Source organism: Corallococcus praedator (assembly GCF_003612125.1).
GTDB lineage: Bacteria > Myxococcota > Myxococcia > Myxococcales > Myxococcaceae > Corallococcus > Corallococcus praedator.
Genome location: NZ_RAWI01000007.1, coordinates 14,967 through 39,507 on the forward strand (window position 1 = coordinate 14,967; position 24,541 = coordinate 39,507).

At 68.4% G+C, this 24,541-nt stretch carries 19 protein-coding genes; 12 read left to right on the forward strand and 7 right to left on the reverse strand.

Annotated features, from left to right (window positions below; translation table 11 throughout):
* Nucleotides 1-244: 244 nt before the first annotated feature.
* The 4 genes from D7Y13_RS01950 to D7Y13_RS47665 are packed head-to-tail and all read left to right on the forward strand — an operon-like array spanning nucleotide 245 to nucleotide 4,194.
* A complete protein-coding gene (locus tag D7Y13_RS01950) occupies nucleotides 245-1,255 on the forward strand; it encodes a DUF2169 family type VI secretion system accessory protein (protein WP_120582592.1) in 1,011 nt (336 codons plus the stop codon).
* Nucleotides 1,252-2,301, forward strand: coding sequence for a hypothetical protein (locus tag D7Y13_RS01955; protein WP_120531454.1), 1,050 nt, complete (start codon nucleotides 1,252-1,254; stop codon nucleotides 2,299-2,301). Before D7Y13_RS01950 ends, D7Y13_RS01955 begins: the two co-directional genes overlap by 4 nt.
* A 13-nt stretch (nucleotides 2,302-2,314) precedes the next feature.
* Entirely contained in the window at nucleotides 2,315-3,445 is a 1,131-nt protein-coding gene (locus tag D7Y13_RS01960; protein ID WP_120582591.1) for a DUF4150 domain-containing protein, read from the forward strand.
* Entirely contained in the window at nucleotides 3,424-4,194 is a 771-nt protein-coding gene (locus D7Y13_RS47665) for an SMI1/KNR4 family protein (protein WP_233595336.1), read from the forward strand. Before D7Y13_RS01960 ends, D7Y13_RS47665 begins: the two co-directional genes overlap by 22 nt.
* Nucleotides 4,195-4,660: 466 nt before the next feature.
* Here D7Y13_RS47665 and D7Y13_RS01970 read toward each other — a convergent pair whose 3' ends face one another.
* A complete protein-coding gene (locus D7Y13_RS01970) occupies nucleotides 4,661-5,137 on the reverse strand; it encodes a hypothetical protein (RefSeq protein ID WP_120582590.1) in 477 nt (158 codons plus the stop codon).
* 87 nt (nucleotides 5,138-5,224) lie between these two features.
* On the opposite strand from D7Y13_RS01970, the gene D7Y13_RS01975 reads away from it, so the two are divergent.
* A complete protein-coding gene (locus tag D7Y13_RS01975) occupies nucleotides 5,225-5,617 on the forward strand; it encodes a RidA family protein (RefSeq protein ID WP_120531457.1) in 393 nt (130 codons plus the stop codon).
* Nucleotides 5,618-5,696: 79 nt separating this feature from the next.
* On the opposite strand, the gene D7Y13_RS46825 is transcribed toward D7Y13_RS01975, so the two are convergent.
* Nucleotides 5,697-5,867: a hypothetical protein gene (locus tag D7Y13_RS46825; protein WP_167508718.1), complete on the reverse strand. Its 171-nt coding sequence runs from the start codon at nucleotides 5,865-5,867 to the stop codon at nucleotides 5,697-5,699.
* 240 nt (nucleotides 5,868-6,107) lie between these two features.
* On the opposite strand from D7Y13_RS46825, the gene D7Y13_RS01985 reads away from it, so the two are divergent.
* Genes D7Y13_RS01985 through D7Y13_RS01995 form a run of 3 tightly spaced genes read left to right on the forward strand, consistent with a single transcriptional unit; the run spans nucleotide 6,108 to nucleotide 10,597 of the window.
* The gene (locus tag D7Y13_RS01985) at nucleotides 6,108-7,991 is read left to right on the forward strand and encodes a hypothetical protein (RefSeq protein ID WP_233595335.1); all 1,884 of its coding nucleotides are present in this window, start codon (nucleotides 6,108-6,110) and stop codon (nucleotides 7,989-7,991) included.
* A 1-nt stretch (nucleotide 7,992) separates the two neighbouring features.
* Nucleotides 7,993-8,994: a hypothetical protein gene (locus tag D7Y13_RS01990; RefSeq protein WP_120582589.1), complete on the forward strand. Its 1,002-nt coding sequence runs from the start codon at nucleotides 7,993-7,995 to the stop codon at nucleotides 8,992-8,994.
* A gap of 10 nt (nucleotides 8,995-9,004) precedes the next feature.
* Nucleotides 9,005-10,597, forward strand: a complete 1,593-nt coding sequence (locus D7Y13_RS01995) for a DUF1501 domain-containing protein (protein WP_120582588.1) — start codon at nucleotides 9,005-9,007, stop codon at nucleotides 10,595-10,597.
* Nucleotides 10,598-10,619: 22 nt separating this feature from the next.
* Here the strand turns inward: D7Y13_RS01995 and D7Y13_RS02000 are convergent, their stop codons facing one another.
* The 4 genes from D7Y13_RS02000 to D7Y13_RS02015 form a co-directional block, all read right to left on the reverse strand.
* Complete coding sequence (locus tag D7Y13_RS02000; RefSeq protein ID WP_158620293.1) at nucleotides 10,620-11,711, reverse strand: NAD(P)/FAD-dependent oxidoreductase; 1,092 nt, start codon at nucleotides 11,709-11,711, stop codon at nucleotides 10,620-10,622.
* A 4-nt stretch (nucleotides 11,712-11,715) separates the two neighbouring features.
* Nucleotides 11,716-13,584, reverse strand: a complete 1,869-nt coding sequence (locus tag D7Y13_RS02005) for a LodA/GoxA family CTQ-dependent oxidase (protein ID WP_120582587.1) — start codon at nucleotides 13,582-13,584, stop codon at nucleotides 11,716-11,718.
* Between the two features lie 128 nt (nucleotides 13,585-13,712).
* Nucleotides 13,713-14,486 (reverse strand): hypothetical protein, encoded by a 774-nt coding sequence (locus tag D7Y13_RS02010; protein ID WP_120582586.1) that lies wholly within the window; start codon nucleotides 14,484-14,486, stop codon nucleotides 13,713-13,715.
* 50 nt (nucleotides 14,487-14,536) lie between these two features.
* A complete protein-coding gene (locus tag D7Y13_RS02015; RefSeq protein ID WP_147444206.1) occupies nucleotides 14,537-15,412 on the reverse strand; it encodes a tetratricopeptide repeat protein in 876 nt (291 codons plus the stop codon).
* Nucleotides 15,413-15,709: 297 nt separating this feature from the next.
* Between D7Y13_RS02015 and D7Y13_RS02020 the strand changes: the two genes are divergently transcribed.
* The 4 genes from D7Y13_RS02020 (at nucleotide 15,710) to D7Y13_RS02035 (ending at nucleotide 22,519) form a co-directional block, all read left to right on the forward strand.
* The gene (locus D7Y13_RS02020) at nucleotides 15,710-15,979 is read left to right on the forward strand and encodes a redoxin domain-containing protein (protein WP_439329223.1); all 270 of its coding nucleotides are present in this window, start codon (nucleotides 15,710-15,712) and stop codon (nucleotides 15,977-15,979) included.
* A 51-nt stretch (nucleotides 15,980-16,030) separates the two neighbouring features.
* On the forward strand, nucleotides 16,031-18,805 hold the full coding sequence (locus D7Y13_RS02025; protein ID WP_120582584.1) for a right-handed parallel beta-helix repeat-containing protein: 2,775 nt from the start codon (nucleotides 16,031-16,033) through the stop codon (nucleotides 18,803-18,805).
* Entirely contained in the window at nucleotides 18,802-20,922 is a 2,121-nt protein-coding gene (locus D7Y13_RS02030; RefSeq protein ID WP_120582583.1) for a hypothetical protein, read from the forward strand. The genes D7Y13_RS02025 and D7Y13_RS02030 overlap by 4 nt, the downstream gene beginning before the upstream one ends.
* A gap of 88 nt (nucleotides 20,923-21,010) precedes the next feature.
* The gene (locus tag D7Y13_RS02035) at nucleotides 21,011-22,519 is read left to right on the forward strand and encodes an alpha/beta hydrolase (protein ID WP_120582582.1); all 1,509 of its coding nucleotides are present in this window, start codon (nucleotides 21,011-21,013) and stop codon (nucleotides 22,517-22,519) included.
* A gap of 64 nt (nucleotides 22,520-22,583) precedes the next feature.
* Here D7Y13_RS02035 and D7Y13_RS02040 read toward each other — a convergent pair whose 3' ends face one another.
* Complete coding sequence (locus D7Y13_RS02040) at nucleotides 22,584-24,209, reverse strand: Ig-like domain-containing protein (protein ID WP_120582581.1); 1,626 nt, start codon at nucleotides 24,207-24,209, stop codon at nucleotides 22,584-22,586.
* Between the last annotated feature and the right edge of the window lie 332 nt (nucleotides 24,210-24,541).

Here is a 24,541-nt window from a genome sequence, read left to right on the forward strand (position 1 = left end):
AGGAATTTCGAGGACTTTCGCGAGGCCCCCCGGAGCTTTGTCTTTGCCTCGTCACGCTCCAGCAGTAAACCAGTCGCAGTTGGCGGGTCGTGTCCCTGGCGTCCAGTTCCGGCTCCTCGCTGGGCTGATTCGCATGGAAGGTGCGCTGAAGAGACAGGCACGTCGCTTGATGGGATGGGCGCCAAGCCGCACGACCCCTGTGGGGCTTTAGCCGCCGTGGTGGCTGAATGGAGCTGGGGGGCACATGTGGGCACTGAACAACCGCACGGTGTTTGCTGCGGAGCGCAACTGGACGCGAGACAGGGATGGAATCCACTGGTGGCTCGTCGCCGTCAAGGCGACGTTCGACATCGGGCCTGACGGGCGGCTGAAGCTCGCGGACGAGCAGCTTCCGCCGGTATTGATTCCGGAGTCCTTCGGCGAGCCGGGCCGCTCCAGCCTGCGATACGACTCCGACCTGCTGGCGCCGAAGCCAGGCACGGACATCCTCGTGAGCGCGCATGCGCATGCGCCTCGTGGAAGACCGGCGCCCACGGTGCCGGTCTCGCTCCGGGTCGGGCGGCTCCATAAGATCCTCGTCGTGCACGGGGATCGAACCTACGAGCAAGGCTGGTCCGGCGTGACGCCCGGCCGGCCCCAGCCCTTCACCACGCGGCCCATTCAGTATGAGTTCGCCTTTGGTGGCAGCGACCTGTCAGACCCCGACCCGGCGAAGCACCGCATTGATGAGCGGAATCCCATCGGGCGCGGCTTCGCGACGCGCGGCGCCCACCTCGCTGGAAAGCCTGCCCACGCCATCGAGTATCCCAGCGGAGCCTCCGCGACCATGGGCCCCGCGGGGTTCGGTCCCATCGATTCCTCGTGGATGCCCCGGCGCAAGCTCGCGGGGACTTACGACGCCCGGTGGGAGCGCACGAAGAAGCCACTGCTCCCGGATGACTTCGACCCTGCTTTTGCACTGAGCGCCCCGGTGGATCAGCGGACCGAGAACCCCCTGGAGGGCGGAGAGCCCGTCGCACTGGTGAACATGACTCACGAGGGACTCTTGCGCTTCGAGCTTCCTCGCATCTCGCTCGGCTTCAAGACGCGCATTGGTACGCGTCGCGAGGAGCACGGCTCACGGCTGACGACGGTCCTGGTGGAGCCCGAGGCGCGGCGCCTTTGTCTGGTGTGGCAGAGCGCGCTGCGCGTACGCGCGCCGGAGGCGGACTACCTCGACGAGACGGAGATTTTCGAACTGAGGGGTGAGACATGAGCGCTGAAGTCGAGGTGGTGGCTGTCGGCGCTCGGACCCCGCTCGGTTACTCCGCGGAGAGCAGCGCGGCGGCCGTGCGCGCAGGTATCTCCCGGTACGCAGAGTTCCCCTTCATCGATGCGCGCGGTGAGCCGGTCGTGGTGGCCTCGGATGGGGAACTCGACCCGAAGCTGGAGGGGAGGGACCGGTACGTGCCTTTGCTTGAGAGTGTCCTCGACGAAGTCGAGGGGAAGCTCGGTTCAGCGCTCCTGGAGGGGCTCCGGTGCCGGTTGCTGCTGTCGCTTCCCGAGGCGCGCCCGGGGTTCTCCGATGAGGACGCGACCTGGCTCGTGAGCGCCATGGAGGCACGCCTGCGGGCGAAGGCCGCGCTCACGCGCGTCGAGATTGCCGGACGTGGCCATGCGGGAGCCCTGCGCGCGGTGGAACAGGCCCTACGGGAGTCCTCCGAAGGCCGGGAGCTTTTCTTCCTGGTGGCGGGCGTGGACAGCTACCTCCACGCGGAGACGTTTCTCTGGCTGGAGCGAAATGGCCGGTTCGCGCAGCCAGGGATTCGCAGTGGATTCATTCCTGGCGAGGGGGCCGGGTGCCTGGCATTGATGAGTGCTGGGCTGCGCCGCCGCTTGCAGTTGCCCCGGCTGGCGGTGGTGCGAGGGGCACGGACCGCGCAGGAGCGCCTCCTGCGTGACAGTGACACGGGCTCGTTTGGCGTTGGAATGACCCAGGCGGTCGAAGGCGCGGTCGCGGGGCTCGACCTGTCCCGCGAGAAAGTGGATGATCTCTATACCGACATCAATGGCGAGCGGTACCGCAGTGAGGAGTGGGGATTCGTCGCGCTGAGGACGCCATCGGTCTGGCACTCCACGGCGTATCGCTCCCTGAGCGACTGCTGGGGCGACGTGGGCGCTGCGGCGGGGGCCCTCGGAGGCGTCCTGGCGGTCCGGGCGTTCGCACGAGGCTATGCGCGAGGCCCTCGGACGATGGTGACAGCGGGTTCTGATGGGGGACTGCGAGGGGCGATGCTCCTGCAGGACCCGCGGGTGTCGTAAGGAGGGGGACGCAATGAGCAACGTCTCAGTGAATGCACCGAAGACGCCGGTGACCGAGGGCTCCAGTGGGGTTGCAGCGGCAACGCTACCCAACGTGTGCAAGATGCCAGGGCCACCGGCGCCGTTCGTGCCGACGCCGTTGCCCAACATTGGGAAGAGCGGAACAGACCCGAAGAAGTACTCCAAGACGGTCACCATTGAGGGAAAGAAGGTCGCCATCAAGGGCGCGACTTTCGGCTCCATGGGCGACGTGGCCAGCAAGGGGACGGGCGGTGGCATTGTCTCCGCCAACGTGGAAGGTCCCACCTGCTTCCTCGGTCCCGGGTCCATGGACGTGAAGTTCGAGGGGAAGAACGTCCAGTTGCTCGGTGACCCCATGCTCAACAACTGCGGGCCAAGTGGAAGCCCAGCCAATGCGGCGACGATGCTGGGAGTGGTCCAGAAGACCGGAGCCCTCCTGGTCGTCAGCGGGAAGGACGTGTGCCCCCTCTGCAAGAAGGTGCATGGCAGCGAGGGTTCGTTGAAGGAAACCCCCGCGACCCAGGCCAACGCCGCGCAGCTGGAGGTCAAGCTCACCAAGAAGATCTGCGTCGGTGAGTTCCCCGAAGAGGAGCTTCCTTGGGGGAGGATGCTCGGCGTTGCTCAATGCAAGTGCGGACAGAGATACGCTGACCACTCGAGCAACACCCTCGAAGTCTTCTGCAAGAGCGTCAGTGAACTCGGCTGGAACGCGCCCAAGCCCGGCACCACGCGCAAGGAGGTCCGCGCGTTCATTGATAATCGCTTCAAGAAACACAGCAAGAACGTGGAGAAGGCCTGGGCGCGAGCCCAGGCCTTCAATGAGCAGTTCGCGAGCAAGAAGACCACCGCCGCGGCCTACCCTCCGGGAGGCTGTGCCGGCCCCAAGGCACTCGTGTTGGCGATGGACCATGGCGCGCGCGTCACGGGGCTGTCGGAGCGGTGGTTCCGCAGTGATGGGCAGCCGGTGAGCGCGAAGATCCGGTTCATCGACAAGAGTGGAAGGGAAGTCGAGAGGCACTTTGCACACGGCAAGAGCGTCCCACCGTGCATGTCCTGCACCGTCATCCTTCCCCTGCTCATCTGTCCCGAGGAGGAAATGAAGTGTCAGCACAAGACGAAATAGACCTTGAGTTCCTTGAGGTGGAGGACCTCCTCCTGAGGACCGTGCCCGGGCTCGCGGAGCAGTGGCGGGGTGCCACGCCCGATGAAGTCGAGCAGCTCGAGCGTATCGCCGGGCGTCCCCTGCCACGGTTCTATCGCTGGTTCCTGAGCCGCATGGGGCAGAGCATGGGGCCGCTGGCCTATCCCAGTCAGGACTTCTCTGCGCGGCGCGTGCTGGACTGCTACGCCAGGAAGATCGTCGCGCCCAATCCCCGGTTCCTGCTCATTGGATACGAGTCCGACGAGATGATGCCCTTGCACGCGTTCTATGACCTCGACGCGCCCGCGCGAGGCGATGCGACGGTGACTGCGCGGTACGCGCGCGGGGGCGACGATCCCATCGATCGGTTCGAGACCTTCCACGAGATGCTGTCGTGGAGCGCGCTGTTCCGATTCCGGTTCGAGCAAATGCCCCAGAGGTGCGAGGGGACGCTCTATCGCGAAGACTCAGACCTGCTCTCCCTCCTCGTTCCGGTGCTGAGCAGTCTGGGGTTCACGCAGCCAATCGCTACCGGCCGCTACTGCGGACTGTATGAGCGAGCCGACGCGGTCCTCAGCTGCGGCGGAACGCCCAGAGAGAATCTTGAGAACGTGCGCACGTTCCTGCTCGGGGGGAGTAACGCCGGAGTCCTCCGGAGAATCCTGGGGGAGGTCGCGAAGGAGTCCTCGCTGGAGGTCGAGGTCAACACCTGGACTCCGGCGCTTCGTTGATGCGCCAGCGCCCTTCGCCGTAGGGCCAGCTTCGCGCTCCACCTTCAAACTGGCATGGCCCTCATTCAATGACGCGCTTCGCCGAGGACCTGGGGACGACGACACGCAACGTCCAGCGCTTCCTCGCCCGCCATCGGGCGAGCGGCTTGAGGGGGTTGAGGATTCTCACCTCTGCCCGTACCGGTTGCCGCCCTACAGCCCCCAACTTCAACCCATCGAACGAATGTGGCGGCCCCTGCGCTCGGGCCTGGCTGCTTCCGGACACGGCCTCACGTCGTCCTCTGGCTCTTCGGCTCGCTTTGGACGACGACCGGATGACCCGAGGCGTGAATCAGGACTCAGACATCGAGAGCGGATGGAGGCCCTATGGAGGGTGGGGCGCTGGTGCGGAGAGCTGGTACGCCCCGCGCGTCCACGGGTTCAATTCCTGTCTCCCCGAGTCTCGGTGCAGTGGGCTGGAGCGCTGCTACCAGTCGTCCTTCTTCCTCGGGAACTTGTTCTTGTCCGCGATGCGGTGCAGCAGCGTGAAGTCCGTGAGCCGTCCGGCGGCCAGGGACTGCTTCTTCGCGTCGTAGAAGAGCTGCTCACCGCAGCCGAAGCACACCACCACGTCCACCCAGGTGTCGCCGCGCCAGAAGCGCAGCGCCATGTCCGGGTTGAAGGGGCACATCATCCGCCCCTTCTTGGGCGTGTTCTCCGGAGAGGTCCAGGTGGCGGCCAGCTCCTTGCGCTCCTCCGGCGTCAGGTCTTGCCCTTTCACGGTGAAGACGGCCATGCCCACCCGGGGACGCGTGTCCTCCTTGGGAGGCGTGTCTGGCGTAGGGTCCATCCGGGCCCGATACACCTCCACGCGGTCCGGCTTCTGGAAGAAGTCGGCCAGCGTCGGCGGGCTCGCGAACGTCAGGAACGCCAGCCAGTACAGCGGAACGAGGAGGCTCACCATGGGTCAAGCCTGACAGCTATTGGCAGGACATGCCAACCCCCTCCGATTAGGGTCCCGTGTAGACCGAGCCACTCAATGGAGAACCCCATGACGTCAGCGAAGCACCAGCCCATCGTCGCGCCTGGACTGCCCAAGCCCGCGGGCCCGTACTCTCCCGGCATGCAGTTGGACAGACTGCTCTTCATCTCCGGACAGGCCGCCAGGGATCCTTCCACCGGCGTGCAGGCCGAAGGAATCGAAGCGCAGACGGAGCAGGTGTTGCGCAACCTGGAGCGCATCCTCGTGGCCGGTGGCTCCAGCCTCCAGCACGTCCTGCGCTGCGGCGTCTTCCTGGTGGACATGCAGGAGTTCGCCCGGATGAACGCTGTCTATGAGCGCGTCTTCGCCGGCCATCGGCCCGCGCGCACCACCGTGCAGGTGTCCGCGCTTCCCAACGCCGGCCTGCGCGTGGAGATTGATTGCATCGCCTACGTGCCTTGAGCCTCCTGGCACGGAGTGCACCCGGGAGCTCCGAGCTCACCGTCCAGCGCGGAGCTCCCGGCGTTGAAGCGAAGGCGCCCTAGAACGGCGGCGGGTAGGGACAGATCAGCGCGCCGGTGATGGGGTGCCGATAGCAGCCCGACGGCAGCTCCGCCGCCTGAGCCGTGCCCGGAACCAGGGTGAGCCCCGCGACGCCAACGCCAGCGATCGCGGAGAGAAGGGCAACGATGCGAAGGGTCTTCTTGGACATGCACGCGCTCCTGTCAATGAGTCGGTACAGCGAGCCAATCCTACTGCTGGCGGCCACTGCGCGGAACCTCCAGCGCGCAGAGGGCTGATGCCGCGGCGAGGGGGCCACGCCCCACAGTCTGGGGGGTGGAACCATCGCAATCGCTGACGGCGCAAGCCCCCCCGCGCGCACCTCCCGAGTGAGCGTCCGTGCACCGCCGTCGCTCAATGCCCTGGCACATGCATTGCGTGGGGGCCGCGAATGAATCCGCGCATCTCGGCCGCTCCTGGCGCGCCCCCGGAGCCTTCCTCTTCCCGTCGGGGGCCCGCACGGCTGCCACGCTCCGTCTGCTGTCTCCTCGCACTCATCGTGTGGACGGGCTGTACCGGCGTGGTGGGCGGAACGCCTGACTCGCCGGTGGATCCCTTGGGCTCGACGGACGCCGGCTGCGAGGAGCCCACCCCTTCGGGGGGCACCGACGCGGGGGAGAAGAGCGACCTGCTCGCCCCCAGCCGGCTGCTGCGGCGAACGTCACTCGCGCTGCGGGGCACGCCTCCCACCGATGAGGAGTTCGCCGCGCTCGAAGCCGCGGGCGACGACACCGCGCAGCGGGCCTTCGTGGATGCCTTCGTCGACCAGACGCTCGGGCAGCCCACCTTCTACCGGACGATGTTCGAGCACGCTCGCGACTGGTTCAACATCCCGCTCACCCCACTCACCGCCGATGCTCCGGAGTACGGGGTGCAGCAGCAGCGCTCCGTCCAGCGGTGCCCGGCGGGCACGGCGAAGGCCGGCGCCTGGAAATACTTCCGCGGGGACACCACCGCCTGTGACGGCGTGAAGACGGATGGCTCGCCCGTCGAGGAGACCGCCCTGGAGCCGTGGTGGGCTCCGGGGACGACGGTCACGCTGGTGGGCGTCGCGGCCAATACCTCCACCGAGGGCACCACCAGCGTCAACGGCAACCCCGTGCCCGTCATCTGCGCCAAGGTCGGCCCGGAAGGCACCTGCGGGTGTGGCCCGAACGCCGTGCGCTGCCACGCCGACTTCCAGCAGTACGCGGGCTTCGAGAGCTTCCTGCACTACAACGAGCACGGCCAGCGGCGGCTCGTCTCCGAGGAACCCGCCCGCCTCTTCGCCCACCTCGCGTGGCACGACCGGCCGGTGACGGACCTCATCCTCGGCACCTACTCCGTCGCGCCCACCAACCTCCAGGCCGCGTATGTGATGCAGGGGCTCGCGGGGGGCGCGACAGGCCTCCTCGACGATGACTCCTGGTGGCGGCCTTCGCGCTTCGCCGGCGCGGCGGTGGACCCGGACCACGCGCCGTCGGATCCGCTGGCCTGGCGCGAGTACCCGGTCCCCGCGCGCAATCCCTTCCTCCTCGCCGAGCGCGACTACCGCTACGACCCGCGCACCCAGGCCGGCCCGTCGCGGGGCGTTCCCGCCGCGGGCATGCTCACCAGCATGGGCTTCCTCACGGGCTACCCGCGCGAGCGCGTGCGCGGCGCCCGGGCGCTGGAGACGCTGGCGTGCGAGGTCCTCTCCCCGCCGCTGGGCCAGAAGTTCAATGAGTACCGCCGCGACCCTGGCACCGAAGGGCCCTGCCAGCACTGCCACAGCCGGCTCGACCCGGCGGCCATCCACTTCAAGCGCTTCGCGAAGGCGGGCTCGGCGTTTGAGGGCTATGGCGCGAAGTACCCGATGCCGGGCGTGGGCACGGAGTGGCACTGGCCCGACCGGTGGCGCACCGGCGCATACCCCTACGGCGGCGACCCGTTCAGCCACTGGAACCGGTGGTACGCGCCCGACACGAAGCTCACGCCCGTCACCGAGGCCCAGGCGCAGCTCAACCCCGAAGCCATCTTCCTCGACTTCCTCCCCCCGGAGCAGACGCTGCTCGGACAGCAGGGAGATGGGACCGTGGGGCCGCTCGGCTTCGCCAAGCTCATCGTCGCGGCGGGGGCCTTCGACCGCTGTGTCGTGCGGCACCTGCATGCGCAGGTGCTCGGCCGCGACATCGACCCGACCCGGGAGGCGGGCTACCTGGACGAACAGGTGACGCGCTTCCTCGCGGGAGGCCGCAAGGTGCGCCCGTTCGTCAAATCACTCACCCAGTCCAGCCTGTTCCGGCGGGGGCGCTGACATGAAGCACCTCTCACTCCTCCTGCTCGTGCTTCCCGTGACGCTCGCGTGCGGCAGGGACGGCACCGCCTCCCCCCGGGCCCAGGAACAGTCCGCTTGCGGCACGCCGGCCAGCTCCGAAACCGTGCGCGTCATGGAAGGCCTCAAGCCGCACTGCGAGGGCTGCCACGCCCAGGGCGCGCGCGGGTACTTCTCCTCCGTGGACGCGTTCCAGAGCCTGCTGGTGGCCGACGCCCGGCTGGTGAAGGCCGGCAGCCCGGATGACAGCGAATTGGTGCGGCTGTTGGAGGGCGGGGGCAGCGCCGCGTTCAAGCAGATGCCCATTGGAGAGAAGTCCTATGCGCAGCTCGTCTCTGAAGGCACGGCGAAGCTGCCCGTGGCGGAGGTCCGCGCGTGGATCCAGGGGCTCACGGCGCAGCAGCGCGACGCGCGCCCCGACCCCGACGCGCCGCGCATCACCCGCCTGAGCGCGACCCAGGCGCAGCGGGCGCTGTACCAACAGCTGGGCCTTGCCCATGAGGACTTCTTCGTCTCCGCGAACGAGTTCGGCATCCCCATGGCGGAGTCCCGCGGTGACGACCTCTACCCGCTCCAGCCGCCGGACGCCGTGCCCGCCCCGCGACAGGGCACCACCTCCGAGCGCTTCTATGGGCTGGGCGGCGGCTCCGTGATGACCCAGACGTCGTCGGACCGGAGCCCGTCCCCCACGTTCGCGCTCACGCTGACGCAGGTCTCCCAGCGGTGGTGCCGCATGGCCCTGGCCAAGACGGGCAACGTGGCGCTCTTCCCCGCGGGCACGCGGCGCACCGCCGACCCCACGGACGTGAAGACCACGCTCCGGCGCTGGTCGCTGCACTTCCTGGGGGAGCGCTTCTCCGACGCGCAGGTGGAGGCGCTCTACGCCGACGTCTTCGTGCCGCTCTCGTCACCGACGGACACCGAGCCCGCCTACGTGGGCGTGTGCTCGTACTTCATCCGTCACCCGCATTGGATCTTCTACTGAAGGGGCCACCATGAAGCTCTCTCGTCGAAAGCTGTTCGGGTTGGCCCTCGGGGCCACCCAGCTGGGACTCATGGCGCGCTATGGGCTGTCCACGGCTTCGGCCGCGCCGGTCCCGGGACGTCCCACCAAGCTGCTGGCCATCTGGCTGGATGGAGGCCTCCACTGGGAGAGCTTCTTCGCCCCGCTGTCGCGCGCGGGCATCAACAAGTTCATCCCCCCGGCGCAGGGCGGCGTCATCCCCTGGGGCTACCTGCCGGACCAGGTGGAGAACTTCGACCGCTCTCCGGCGGACCTGGACGCGCCCGGACCGGTGCGCAAGCTTCGCGGGCCCATCTACTGGAACTGGGCGAACCCGGCCGACACGCGGGGCGCGAACCCTGTCGTGAACAACCAGCAGCTCTTCCGCCCCTGGGGCTATGCGTGGGCGGACCCCACGTACAAGCTCTTCGAGAAGGCCTCGCTGCTCGTGGGGGCGGACCAGAACACCGCCGCGCACGCGAGCGGCATCGTCGCGAGCATGTGCGGCGTCGCGGGCGCGAGCTTCCGGGCCCCGGCGGTGCAGGCCGTCATCGCCAACGCCATGGCCAGCCGCTTCCCCGACCGGCCCATCCCCAACGTCAGCCTGGGCGGCACGCTTCCCACGGCGCTCGGGCTGCCCGCGCTGGCGAACCCGACGGTGCTGCGCTCCGCGGCCTCGGTGGAGCCGACGCTGTCCGACAGGCGCGACAGCGCCTGGAAGGGCCTGCGCACGCGCACCGACGTGCCCGACCTCGCCTTCGATGGCTCGCCCCGCGAGGGCACGGTGCCGGCCACGGCGGTGGACGCCGCGCTCCTCAAGGTCCTGCGCGCTGAAAGGGGCGTGTCCACGAGCGGCACCGACGCGCTGCTCGAACAGCTCTATGAGACCTACAAGGGCGAGAGCAGGACCATTCGCCGCGACATCCTCTCCGTGCTCGGCAACACCCCGGCGTGGGAGCACCTCAAGCAGGACGCTCGCTACCCGGTGGATTGGACGGCGTGCATCGGCTACGCGGACGCGTGCGGCCCGGGCGCGTCGATGGGCTCCTATGACTTCGCGCTGCGGCTCTTGAAGTCAGACCTGGTGACGTCGGTGAACCTGCGGGCGTCGAGCTTCAACAACTTCACCTTCGACACCCACAGCGCCAACGGCGTCCAGATGCACACCAACCACCTGCGCATCGCGCTCGAGATGGTGGGCCAGATGTGCATCGAGATGAGCCTCACCCCCAGCAAGACCGACCCGGCACGGTCGCTGCTGGATGAGACGCTCGTGTATGTCTACAGCGACTTCGGGCGGACGTTCCCGAAGCAGGGCAGTGACCACCACCCGGCGACGTGCGCCCTCCTGGTGGGCGGCGGCATCCAGGGCAACCAGATGCTCGGCGGCTACGATGAGACGATGAACGGCTCGCCCATGGGAGCGCCCGTGGCGCTGGTGGAGGAGGACGGGCAGCGGACGCTGCGCGCCCCACGCTCGCAGGACATCGCGGCGACGGTGATGAACGCCTTTGGGCTGGCGCCGGGAAAGGACTTCTTCATTCCCGGGGGCTACGGCGTCTACGACGGCGTCGTGAAGGGCTGAACGCGGACCAGGGGACGCGCGCTCAGAGTCCGTGGCGGGTGCGCCAGTAGGGCGCATCCGGCCAGCGCTGCTCGCTGCGGTAGATGCGCAGGGCTTCGCGTCGGTAGTCATCGAAGGCGCGCGTGAGACGGGCGCCATAGGCCGGCAGGGCGCTGGTGTCACCGCGAGCGTCGGCGACGAGCGCGGAAGCGGCGTCGATGCCCGTGCGCAGGGCGAGCGTCAGGCCGTGCGCGGAGATGGGGTCGTAGGTGAGCGCGGCGTCGCCAACGGCCACCCAGTTCGGGCCGTGCGGCGTCGCGAGCCGGGCACTGCCGGCGTCGACGAAACGCGGGAGGCCTTCGAGCGTCGCGCCATGGGCCTCCAGGCGGGCCCGGGTGTGCGTCGAAGCGGCGAGGAGCGCGCCCATGCCTTCCGCGGAGCGCGCGCTCGGCACGTGGTGCAGGGCGGCCTCGGTGAAGAGAGAGAGGACGAAGCGCCCGCCGGGGACAGGCGCCGAGTACCAGAAGCCCTCGGGCACGGCCTCGATGAGCGTGAACGCCTCGTCGATGGGCCGGGTCGCGCGCGCGAAGGCGAAGAGCGCCACCTGCTCCCACGCCGTCTCGCGCTGCACACCCTGGCGGCGCGCGAAGGAGGCCGCCCGTCCCGACGCGTCGACCCCGTAGCGAGCGCTGACCGCCGGGTGCCCGGCACTCGCCTCCGCGCGCCAGACGCCATTCTCGCATCGCAGATCGCGCGGCGCTTCGCCCTCGAACAGGCGCGCCCCCACCTCGGCGGCCCGCTCGCGCAGCAGGGTCTCGAAGCGCGCGCGGTCCACGTGGAAGCCGTGTCCGCGCGGATCGCGCAGGAAGTCGTGCCACGTGAGCGCGGCGCTGCCCCACGCGGAGGCATTCGCGTGGCAGGGCAGGGGCCCGTCCGCGAGGAAACGCTCGCGAAGCCCCAGGTGCTCAAGGAGGGCCATCGCCCCGGGCGAAAGGCTCTCACCGATGCGCTCGCCCGGCTGCGCGCGCCCGAAGACGGCCACGCGCAGGCCCGAGCGGGCGAGCGCGATGGCCGACGCGCACCCGGCCGGCCCCGCGCCAACGACGACGACGTCTGCTTCAAGCTCGCGCGTCACCGCGTCAGTCTTCAGAGGCCCAGATGTACTCAAGGCCTGTCATCGCCGGCTGGTCGTGTTCAATCTGCCGGCCCGTCTCCACCCACACTTCGCCAGGAAACGCGCCCCCCGGTCCGGGCAGCGCTTCGACGATGCCGACCTGCGCCCATTCGCGGATGAACTTGTTGATGGCTTCCTTCGAGGGGTAGATCTGCGGCGGGAACGTCGGCTTCATCGGGTAGCGGATTCCGCGCAGCCATTTCACGCGCTTCTCGAAGCCGAACTCCCGCTCCTTCTCGTTGGCGGGCGTCTTGGGGTCCATCAGCTTCTCGTACTGCTGCTCGCTGAGCACGTCGTTCGGCACGCGCGCGGGCCAGAACGTCGGCAGGTAGTCATCGACGTAGGGCACGTAGGCCGACAGGCAGGACGAGGTGTCGGTCTGCCACGGCGTCGCCATCCAGCGGGTGATGTCGCCCGCCGTCGAACCGTCCAGCGGCCCACCGCGCATGAGGGCAATCGAGGAGATGAGCTGCGGGCCGTAGTCGGGCTCCGGAGCGGCGCGGCGCTTGATGCGAAACGGCTCCGCGTAGAGCAGCGGGTTGCGCATCGGCCACGTGAACTCCGCGCCGGGGTGGAAGGGTCCACCGAGCACCTCGTCGAGCACGGCGCGATCGATGAGCCGCACCTGTTCTGCGGCGCTCAGGCTCTCCCAGGGCGGAGGGGCCGCGGGCTTCCCATCCGCCACGAAGTCGCCGTCCGCCCACTGTTCGAGCCACCGGTACTGGGTCGGCAGGATGGCCATCCACGCGCGCGGGCCGGCCTTGGTGACGTCGATGGTCATCGCATCGCCGTAATAGGCGGGGAGGGAGGCCGGCTGCGGGGCGTTGTAGTTGGCGTTCCTGAACCAGTCGAAGACGCGGAAGCGGAGCGCGCGGGACGCCTCGGAAGGATCATTGAGGCGGGCGACGAGCGCGGGATCGGTGAAGTCGCTCGGCGAGCCGAAGCCGAAGTCGCGCGCGAAGCCTGCGTTCACCCACTGGGTGAGCGTGAAGCGCCGGAGCAGGGCGTAGATGTGCTCGGAGAACTTCGGGCGCTCGGGCATCCGCGCCGGCTCGAGCTCGGTCGCGACCTGGAACAACAGGTCCCAGCCGGTGACGATGCCCTGCACGCCCGGCGCGTAGTCCGGCGGACCGACGAGGACCCAGGCGCCCTTCGCCTCATAGGTTTTTCCCTCGTACTCGACCGTCGCGTCGACCGGCCCATCGGAGGTGTCATCGTGCCAGCCTTCGTTGTTGGCGAACGTGGTCGCGGGCTTGCCGTCGAAGCTCGCCGCCTCGCCTCGGCCGCCAAGGAACACGAGGCGCCCCTTGGCGTCGGTGTGCAGCTCCCCCAGATAGACCGACCTGCTCATGAAGCGGCCGTTGAGCGCGAAGGAAGCCTCGTTGCCCAGCGCGTTGATGTTCTTGCCGGCGATGGTGACGGCGGGCGGAGTGATCGCGAGGCTCGCGCGCTCGGGGCCCGGCACGTTCGCGTTGCGCAGCGTGCTCACGATGCCCGGGGTGCCATCGATGAGGCCTTGGGACTCGGGGATGTCGAGCGCCTGCTCGAAGTCGAACCACGCCGCCTTCTTGTTCGCGACCTCCACCTTCCACGTGATGCGCGCGTCGTCCGCGGTGATCTCCTTGACGACCTCTCCGCGCGCGTCGAGCCCATAGACGCGAAAGCGCGCGGCTTGCCGCTTGATGCGGCCGCTCGCATCACGGTAGGCGCCCTTGTCGCGAGGAGCGCCTGGCTGCTCGGGTCCGAAGAAATACCCGTCAGGGCTGTTGCCGACCCTCGCGACGCCGATCGACGGATAGATGGCGAAATGCGTGATGACCTGCGGCTCGCTCATGACAACCCCCCGTGGGAAGCAAGACACCATCATTCGGGGGCGACCGGCCGAGCGTCAATGGCACCCGCCAGGATTGGCGAAGCGGTCAGACTGACCTCACCCCCGGCATCACAGGGTTCAGGTCGCAATCATAGAGGGCGGCCCGGCCGACCGATGAGGTAGGTGATGACCATTCCCGGCGTGCGATAGACTCCGCTGCCCCAGCGATACCCATGGGTGTCGAGCCCCTCGGTCAGCTTGTCGAGGTCCTCCGGGGTATAGGTCCTCAGCGACGACACCACGCCATCCCAGAGGATGATGAGGGGAATGATGGGCACCAGGTAGGTGAGGACCAGTCGCCACCAGTGCAGCGGGCGGATGAGCAGGGTGAAGACCCACACGAGGGGCACGACGAGCAGGAGTTGGATGAGGAGGTACGGCAGCGAGCGCTGGGTCAGCTCGTAGGCGGCGAAGGGGGCCCCGCGCGCGGCGGCATCCGCGAGGAGTGCGCGGGCCTGCTCCGGGGGGAAGTGGTGCAGCCCCTCGAAGAGGGTCCGCACGCCCGTCAGTTCCTCGGGGATGCGCGTGGCGTCCACCGGGGTGTCCCGGTAGTGCGCGCCGGGAGGCAGCTCCTGCACCGGGGTGGGATGGAGGTCGGTGAGCGTCACCTCGGCCCCGCCGTGTGCCGCGCGCAGCGCCGGGAGCAGGGTGCGCCACGGGCCCCCCGTTCCGGAGCAGAGGTCGACGATCTGGTCCGTGCCGGCCGTGCGGAGCAGCTCCGCCAACTGCGGCACCACGGTGTCGTAGGGCCGCACGCGGTCGAGCACGACGCGGAGGTAGTCGACCTCGCCACGGCGCAACGGCCCGGGCAGCCACGGTTGGTCGAGAAATTCGAAGAGCTGGAGGCGAGGGAGCAGGGGCATCGAGAAGAGGATAGCGCCTGCGCGCGACTCCCATCCCCTGAATCCCGACGCTATACCGCGCGGGCAATCCCCCGGCGCTCCATGAAGTCCCGCAGCTCGGGCCACCGGGCGACCAGGACCTCGAAGTCGCCGGGGCGCGCGGGCTGCAGGGAGGCCAGCGCGGCATCGATGGCGGCCGCGTGGGTGGCCGGGTCCAGGGCGTCCAGGGCGAAGGCCCTGATGAGCTTGAGGTGGCGGATGTCCCGCCCCCCCAGCGCATCCGCCTCGCCCGCCCGCGCATCCAGCGCCGCCACCGCGCCAGCGGGGTTGCCTTCACGGCAGAGGAGCGCGACCTCCGGAAGCAGCGCGTACATGGGAGGCAGACCGCCGTTCCGCTTGCGGCCCTCCTCCAGCCATGCGCGCGCGGAGGTCAGGTCTCCCTGGGCGAAGCGCGCCGTGGCGATCATGTTGGGCATCCACCGGTGTATCACCGGCACGGAGCCCCGTAGATTGCGGGAGCGCTCCACGGAGCCGAAGAACTCCAGCGCGCGCGCTGCGTCTCCCAGCGCGAGCTGGCACTGACCCATCATGGCGACCGACACCGCCCGCTGTGCCCCCTGGGTGCTGCGGCGGGCGGCTTCCTCGAAGCGGCGGATGGCTTCCGGGTAGTCCCCCGCGCCGAAGAAGGAGATCCCCTCATTGTAGGCCGCCGCCCAGCGACGGATCCGCCAGTAGAAGAAGGCGAACAGCACCAGGAACACGGTGACGATGAGCGGGATGAACAGCCGAGGCCCCAGGGACTCGAGAAGCTCGCCCCCTCCGCGGCTGGCGTGCTGATAGGCGAAGAGGAAGACGACGACGCAAGCCAGCCAGATGAGGCCCCGCTGCACCGACAAGAATGGAAAGGGTTTGAGGTGGGGCTCTTTCGGCAGGGGAAGTTCGTTCATCTGGAAGTCCATGACGTGGCGGGTAATGCCAGTCGTATCTTGAATGGCGCTTCACATGCCACTCTCCAGGGACAGCGCATTCCACGGGATGGGCAGGCGCTCGGCCGGGCGCAGGAGTGCGGCGGCGCTCCACGAGGGAATCGTCAAGCCGGACTCCGAGCCCTGTCGTGCATCCCATGGCCTATCCCGCCCAACAGCCTCATGCGCCCTTGCCCCCCGGCACGCCAGCGCCGCCCCTCGATGCTTCGGTGACCCCGGACCCGAGAATCACCCTCGAGGATTTTCGCGGGACCCCAGCTGGTGCTGGTGTTCTACCCGGCTGACCGGAGCCCGGTGTGCACCGACGAGCTGGCGCTCTTCAACGAACTGCTGCCGGAGTTCGAACGCTACAAGGCCCGGGTGGTGGCCATCTCCTGCGACAGCGCGTGGTGCCACGCGGCCCTCGCCCGCGACCTCGCCGGACACCGTCCCCTCGCTCATCGCCGCCCTCCAGGACGGGAGCGCCGCATCGGTCGGGTCCTTCCGACGTTCTTCCAGGTTTCACATGGAAATCCAGACCCCCCCTAGCCGCGTCCAGGCAGGCTCTCCTATGCTGGGACGCGAGGGGGGTACAAATTGATGAGATGGGGAAAGCCCGTGGGGCTCGCGTCTTCGCTGAGCCCTTTGTTGATCCTGGCCTGTGTCTGTCTGGCCTCTCCTGCGCATGCGCGCGACTGGTTCGTCCGAGCAGGCTCCACCAGCGGTGACGGCTCGCGTGAGAAGCCCTTCGCCGATCCCTGGATGGCGCTCGAGCGCGTCGAGGCGAACGACAAGGTGCACGTCGCCGCTGGCAGGTACTTCGGCAAGCTGGAGAAGGGGAACTGGGTGCTCTCGTTCCCCGGCGTCGAATTGCTCGGGGGCTACGACGCGAACTTCCGGGAGCGCAACCCCTGGAAGAGCCTGACGGAGCTCACCTGGCGCAAGGGCGCCGCGAACCGGCCGGACATCTCGCTGGCGCGGGTCAGCACCAGCGCCGAGCGCGACACCGCCGGCGCCACCATCGATGGCTTCCTCATCGACATGCAGGACTATTACGAATACGCGGGCGAGGGCGGGAACTTCAACCCGATGGCGCTCCTGCGCAACGGCGCGGTCGACCTCGCGAAGGGCGGCATCCTGCGCAACTGCATGATCGTCAATTCGATCAACGCGGTGCGGACGTCGCCGGGCGCCGTGGTCGAGAACAACGTCATCGTGAACTCCCTCTTCGCGGCCGTGAGCGCCAAGGGCGGTGGCGACCACGACCTGCCCGTCACCTTGCGCGACAACACCATCGCCTTCGTGTGGGCCACCAAGGCCATCGCCGAGGGCGGCACGGAGGGCGCTGGCATCGACGTGACGAACAAGGCGCTCGTGGAGAACAACCTCCTCGTCCACTCCGACAACCACGGCGCGCAAATCATCGTGCCCGCGAAGGTGACGTTCCAGAACAACGCCTTCTGGCGCAACCTCTACTCGAACGTCACCTTCTACTTCCAGGGCAAGAAGTCCTCGCTCGACGACTCGGACATCGCGGAGGCCGAGGATGCCGGCTTCGCCAGGGCGGGCGGCAACATCGCGGTGGACCCGAAGCTCCCGTTCGACAACGCCTGGTATGAGAAGTTCACCCGCCGCGCCACGCTGGGGAAGAAGTTCGACGCGAAGGCCTGGGAGGAGACGCGGACCGCCGCGGGCTTCCCCGCGACGGGCGAACAGGTTGAGCTCTTCGCGCCTGCGTATCCGCCCCAGGCGGTCGCCGCGCTCATCGCTCCGAAGAACCCCGCGTTGAAGCAGGGGGCCCGCGTGAAGACGCTCCCGGTGAGCTTCTCCGCGGTCGCGGCGACGACGGTGTCGAAGACCTATGCGAAGGCCGGACTGGACAGCCTCGCCGCGAACCCGAAGGGCTACGACGGCAAGGACCTCCAGCTCATCGTCGGGGTGCAGGGCGTGGCCAATCCGGACAACGGTCCGCCGGGCACCTCGCGTGAGACGCACAAGGCCGTCTTCCTCATCGACGCGAAGAACGAGTCCCGCGTCACCGGCTTCTTCAAGAAGGGCACGGCGCTGGAGCGCGCCATCGACGCCATCCCGAACTATGGCTCGGGTCCACCGCGCGACCTCTTCGTCGTGCGCGGCACCGCGCACTTCCGCGCGGGCGGCTATCCGAAGCACGCCCTCGTCATCGACGCCATCGAACCGTACGAGAAGGAGGTCGTCGCGTCCGAGCGCCCGAAGGGACGGGACTGGTTCGTGCGCGCCGGTGAGAGCGGGGGCGACGGTTCGCGCGAGAAGCCGTTCCGCGACCCCTTCCAGGCCATCGAACAGGCGGGCAGGGGAGACCGCATCCTCGTGGCCACGGGCGAGTACGGCGGAAAGCTGAAGAGCGGCAAGTGGATGGTCGACGGCAAACAGTACCTGGCACTGCTCGGCGGCTGGGACCGGGACTTCAACAAGCGTGACCCCTGGAACACGCCGAGCCTCTTCTCCTGGCCGTCGGACTCGAAGACCGCTCCGCAGGGCTATCTGTTTGAAGGCAACGGCGACCACACCGGGCTCATCGTGGATGGCTTCGTCTTCGACCGGCGGACGTTGAACCGCTACGACAAGGACGGCTTCATCGACCTGAACACCTCGCCTGACAACGAGCACCTCTGGGTGTCGTCTCCGGAGTCCGTGATTCGCAACTGCACCTTCGTCAACGGCGCGGGCGCGGCGGTGCGGATGAGCAACGGGGTCACGTTCGAGAACAACCTCGTGGTGAACGTCTTCAACGAAGGCGTCCGCGTCACCGGGGGCTTTGGCACGCGGCCGGCCCAGATTCGCGACAACACCTTCCTGTTCGTCTGGAACCGGAACCGCCCGCACCAGGGCTCGTCCTCGACGGGCAGCGGGCTCGCGGTGACGGGCAATGCCCCGGCGGTGGTGGATGGGAACGTGTTCCAATACATCGACAACTTCGGGGTGAAGTCCGAGTCCCAGCTGAACGAACTCGTGCTCACGAACAACGCGTTCTTCCGCAACTGGGCCGCGTTCCGCTCGACGCTGGGAACGCCGCCGCCCACGGTGGATGAGAAGTCGATGCACCTGCTCGCCGACCTCCCCTTCAAGAAGGCGGAAGGGAACGTGGTGGTGGACGGCGGCTTCGACATCGACCCGGCCTTCTACGCGAGCTGGTTCGCTCGGACCTCGCAGCTGACGGGCCTGTTCACCCCCGAGGAGTGGAATCAGATCGCCCCCAAGCCGACGGGCGGTGAGGCCGCGAAGCCGGGCGTGGGCCGCGCGCTCGACTGGAAGCAGGCCGCGAAGCTGTTCCCAAGGAACGCCCAGGTGAAGGGCGCGCGTCTGAAGAAGCTGGAGAGCGGGAGCGACCGATGAAGAAGATCCTGAACGTGGTGGTGTTCTCGCTCCTCGTCGCCGCGCCCGCGTGGGCGGATGAAGTCGATGACCGGGTGCGTGCGATTGACGACAACCTCTCCCGCATCAAGGACAAGCTCGATGGCATCGTCTCGGATTCGAGCTCCAGCGACATCGACTCCGCCCTCGACTACCTGAACACGGTCAAGAGCGAGGTCGACCGGCTCAAGTCGCTCGACCCGCAGAGCGACCCAGGCAAGTCGATGGTCTATTACTACCCGGACTGGATTCCGAAGTTCCGGGAGTCGGCGCAGGCCTTGAAGCGGATGAAGGACTTCCAGGTGAAGGCGGACGAGTCCCGTCTGGCCGAGCGCTGCACGGAGGCGGACCGGAACCTGAAGGCGTTCATGCAGAACTTCGTCGAGCGCAAGGACCCGAACGGGGTCTCAAAGATCTCCGACGAAGTGGAGAAGATCGGGCGCCAATACTCCGACGAATACAAACGCATGCAGGAGGTCCACGGTGAGATGGACCGCGCGCGGGGGTACGCCAGGTACTTCTCCGAGTCCCAGGGCCGCTGGTCGGACGTGAAGGGCGAACTCCACGACGGGGTGAGCGACATCTGGGACCGCTGGACGCGCCGGATGGACGAGACGAAGACGAAGTGTCAGGAGCTGGCCCGGGGCCGCGACGCCGACGCCGTGAAGGACGCGCTCGCGAAGCTCGGCGACAGCAGTCGCGCACGCCGGGAGATCACCGAGAGAATCCATCAGGCGCTCGACCAGGCCAGCAACGTCCTGTCGGGCGCCGGCGCGCGCACCGGCACGTCGGAGCTGGACTCCGCGCTCGGCTCCAGCACGGAGGTCGCCACGCAGCTTGATCAGCTCCGCAACATGCGCGGCGAGGACGACACCGCGAAGCGGATGACCGACGTCTGGCCGGACAAGAACAAGGAGTTCCGCCGGTCGGTGGAACTGCTGAAGCAGGTGAAGGCGCAGCAGTTCTCCTTCGACGGGATTCCGGTGGCGTGCAAGACGACCGAGGACCAGCTCATGGGCACGGTGCGGGCCTACCTGGGGGCCCTGGACGACGCGGACGAGGGCGTCAAGGTCGTCACCGAGCGGTCCGAGCGGTTCGCCACGGAGACGCGCCAGCAGCTTGATGCCGCGGAGCGCAAGTACTCGGAGCAGGAGCGGCTCCTGGAGGAGGCGAAGCGCTTCGCGTTCGACGAAGGGCGCTGGCGGACGGTCCGCGACCGCGTCCAGGAAACCGCGGTCGCCATGCAGCGACACATGCGGACCCGGCTGGATGAGTCGAAGGTCGCGTGCGGCAAGCTCTCGCAGGGCACCAACAACCCGGACATCGTGAATGCGCTCAAGGTGCTCAGGGACCGCGACCTGCTGGTGAAGACGACCCTGGAGCGTGTCGCCCGGGACTACGAGGAATGGAAGAAGGAGCGCCGGGGGCTGAAGCCCGGCGGACGGTTCCGCCAGGAGAACGCGGACAAGCTGCTCCAGGCCTTCTGCGACCAGGACGAGTACCAGCTCGCCGACCGCGTGCAGCGCGTCGCCGACGAGGTGGCGTCCGTGATGGGGAACCTGCAACGCCAGTACCTCGACCGGCTCAAGCGCCTGCAGGAGGACGTGAAGGCCGTGGAGTCCACCAAGAACCCGACGCTCAAGGCCGAGGTGAACCGCCAGAAGCGGAACATGGCCGCGACCTACAAGCGACTCGAGGATGCGGGGAACCTGGGCATCCTGCGTGGCAGGAACAACCCCATGGTGAACATGTACCTGGAGAACGGAAACAAGAAGCACCTCGCGTACCAGACTGGCTGCACGGCGATGGAGTACGAGATTCCGGGAGGCCGGATTGACTGCGTGAACGTCTCGGACGGCTCCTGCGAGGTCATTGAAATCAAGCCCAACAGCTCCTCCGGGCGCAGCGCGGGCGAGGCGCAGATCGCCAGCCGGAAGTCCGTCCTGGAAGACCTGCACAGGAACAACAGGCTTGGGGGCCTGATGCAGCGCTGCGTGAAGGATGGCAGCCTGAACATCCGGTACTCGGTGAGGTACTACGAGTACTGCCCCGTGGGGATCGCCCACATCGACGTGCAGTCGGAGGACCCCGACGAGTAGGGCGCTGTCCGTCGCGGGTGACGCGAACAATTCACGGTCGGGAACGTCCCCGGCCCGGATAGGTTTCCGGGCCGGGAGGCGTCCACCCTTGCGCATCGAGTCCATCCAGCCGCTGTTGCGAATCCTCGCCCTGGTCCTCGTCACCACGGAAGCCCACGCCGCCGGGGCGGGTTCGCCCAGGGCGGGCGAAATCATCACGGAGGCCGGCTCGACGAAGACGGCGCAAGGCGAGACGGTCCAGTACGAATTGGGCACCTTGTTCGTGCCGGAGAACCGAGCGGTCGCGAACAGCCGGCTCATTGGCGTGGGCTTCGCTCGCATCAAGGCGGCGCGGCCCACCGGGGCTCCTCCCATCTTCATCCTCCCGGGAGGCCCCGCGCGCAGCTACCTCAACGCCTTCACGGACGAGGATGCCGCCGCGAAGAAGCAACTGGCGGGCGTGTTTCCCTTCACCGCCGCCGGGGATGTGGTCGTCATGGACCAGCGCGGCTATTCGAAGCGCGGAGAGGAATTGCTGGTGGCGCGTCCACGCCAGCCCCTGGACCGGCCGCGAACCCTGGCGGCGGATGCCGCGGAGCTGGTGACGCTGGCCCGGGACGCGATGGCGGCGCATCCCGACAAGGACCTTGCCGGGTACACCATCGTCCAGTGCGCGGAAGACGTGAACGACCTGCGCCGGGCGCTGGGCTACGAGCAGCTCACCTTGTCCGGTCAGAGCTTCGGCTCCCAGTGGAGCTTCGCCGTGATGAAGCTCCATCCGGAGATCGTGGCGCGCGCCTGGCTCTCCGGCGTGGAGCCGCTCGACAACGCCTTCGACATGCCGTCGCACGTCTTCGCGGTCCTGCAACGGATTGCCTGGGACGCGGACCGGGCTCCTGAACTGGCCCCCTGGCTGCCCAGGGGAGGCGTCATGGAGGCCGTGCGCGCCGTCCACGCACGGCTCGCCAGCGGGCCGCTCCGGGTGAAGGTCAAGGACGCGGCGACGGGCAGGGAGCGCACCGTGGTGCTGGGCCTGGAGGACTTCCGGGCCTCGCTGCTGATGCCCCCGGAGGCCTGGCCCGCGTTCGTGCTCTCCCTCTACCACCGGCACTACGACGACTGGGCACGGGCGGTCCTCCAGGAGCGGCAGGCAGAGGGCTCACCGGTCCGCCTCATCGCCCCGTTGATCGACAGCAGCCTGGGCGTGTCCGCGCAACGTGCGCACCTGCTGCGGACCGACTCGGGCACGGAGGCCCTGGGCATGACGGACTTCGACGCGCTCATCGCCTCCGCGGACGCGTGGCCGACGCCTCCCATGGAGGACTCGCTGCGGCTGCCGGTCCCCAGCCCCATCCCCGTGCTCTTCTTCCACGGGGACTGGGACACCTCCACGCCCATCGACAACACGCTGGGCGTGCTGCCGTACTTTCCCAACGGCCGGGCCCTGCTGGTCCACCGGGGCGTGCACCACACCCGCGCGCCGGTGTTCGAACAGCACCCCGAAATCCTCCCGCGGGTCATCGCCTTCCTGAAGACAGGGGACACGCGCGACTTCCCGGTCAACGTGTCGCTGCCCGTCCCCACGTTCCAGAAACCGTCGTTCACTCCGGGCCAGTAGCACCCGCACGTGGGACATGCAGGCGCGGACGGCTGCCGGTCCGCGCCCGCAGGCTTGCTTCAACTCAAGGCACGGTCACGGTGACGGGGTTGCTGCGCCGGGTATTGCCCGCGCGGTCCGTGGCGACGGCGACAATCACGTGCGTGCCGGACTTGCCCGTGGTGTCCCAGGTCTTCGTGTACGGCGCCGTGGTCGCGTAGGGCGTGAGGTTCACGCCGTCGACCTCGAAGATGACGTAGGCCATCGCCTGGCTGTCGCTCGCGGAGGCCGCCAGCGTGACGACGCCGCTGACCACCGCGCCGTTGGCCGGCGAGGTGATGTTCGACACGGACGGCTTCGCGTTGTCCACGATGAGCGACCGGGTGTTGGTGACGGACGCGTTGCCCGCGGCGTCGGTCGCCTGGAAGCCGATGTTGTAGGCGCGGTTGCCCAGCACCAGCGTGTTCCACGAGATGGAATAGAGGGTGCCGGAGACGGTGGGATTCGACGTCAGCACGGACCCGTCTTGGAAGACCCGCGCCAGGGCCACGGGAGCGCCGCCCTGCAGGGCCACCGTCCACGACACGGTGATGTTGCCGCGCACGTAGTTCTGGTTGGTGGGGTTGTACTGGGGCGCGCCCGTGAGGATGAGCGGGGGATTGTTGTCCACCGTGACGTTCACCGCGCTGGAGGTGCCGCTGTTGCCGGCGGCGTCGAAGGCCTGGGCCGTCAGCGAATGCACCCCCGCCATCACGGACGCCGTGTTCCAGGACGCGGAGAACGGCGCCGTGGACGAAGAGCCGATGAGCGAGGTGCCGTCGAAGAAGTCCACGCGGGCGACGCCCACGTCGTCGGTGGCGTTCGCGGTGACGGTCACGGTGGAGCGCACATAACCACCCTCGACCGGCGCGGTGAGCTCCGCGGTGGGCGCCTGGGTGTCGTCGTCCAGCAGGGTGACCGGGTCGGTGGCGCGACGGGTCGCATCCGTGGGGAGCGGGTCGGCCGCGCTGACGGTGGCCCGTCCCGTCCCGGTCGTGAAGCCATCGGTGATGGCCTGGAGCGCGCTGTTGAACGCCTCGGTGCCGGGCGTCAGCCGCGCCAGTGCGTTCCAGCGCTGCGCCTGCGCGAGCACGTCCACGGGCGTCCGCGCGGGCAGCTCGTACGCGAGGGTGACGGTGCGGTCCAGCGGCTTGCCGCTCGCATCGAGCACGTCGAAGACGAAGTGACCCTCACCGGCGGTGCCCCGCGACACGTCGCGCAGGTCCATGCGGTTGGCGATGGCCCGCAGGCGCAGGGGCGACCGCGTCAGGTCCAGCTTCCCGTCGGTGCGCGTCGGCCAGTCCCAGGCGACCTGGGAGAGCTCCCGCGCGAACAGGTCCCGCACGAAGTCCTCGGGCGCCACGGACCCGCTCATCCGCGCCACCAGCCGACCGAAGCTCCATGCACCCTCCGCGGTGCTCCCATCCGCGGGCAGCGCGCCGGACCACGTGGTGCGAAGCGTGTCGTTCACGACGCCCGGGTCCTGGATGACCAGCGCCTGTTCCGGGGCGATGGCGGACGGGGTGCGTTCCAGGGAGGCCTTCGCCTCGAGGACCTGGGACGGGGTGTTCTCCGGCGTGCCCTGGACCTCACCGCAGCTGGCGGAGGCCAGTGCGCCCGCACCGACGAGCGCGATGGCGATGCCACGGGTGCCTCTCGAAACGATTCTCATGTGGGTTTCCTTGGGGAACGGGCGCCCGCGTGGGGGTGGAGCACCCGTGACGAAAGACATATCAAATCCTGCCTTTCGCTGGCTCCCAGGAACTTCAAGAGAAAGAGCTTGTAACTCCAACTGCTCGGGCACGTCGCGCTTTCAAGAAAAGAGGGTGGGGCTGCCGCGACGGCCGGGCTCTGTTGGGGGTAGTCTCCGATGGTGCGAGGACGTTCGATGATCGACGAGGCCATGCCCGGGACGCAGTCGTTAGAATCAACCCCCAAGCTCCCAAACAACGCATCGCAGCTCCTCTCTGGCGATGAGGCGTCGTCAATGCCTGTCCAGGCCAC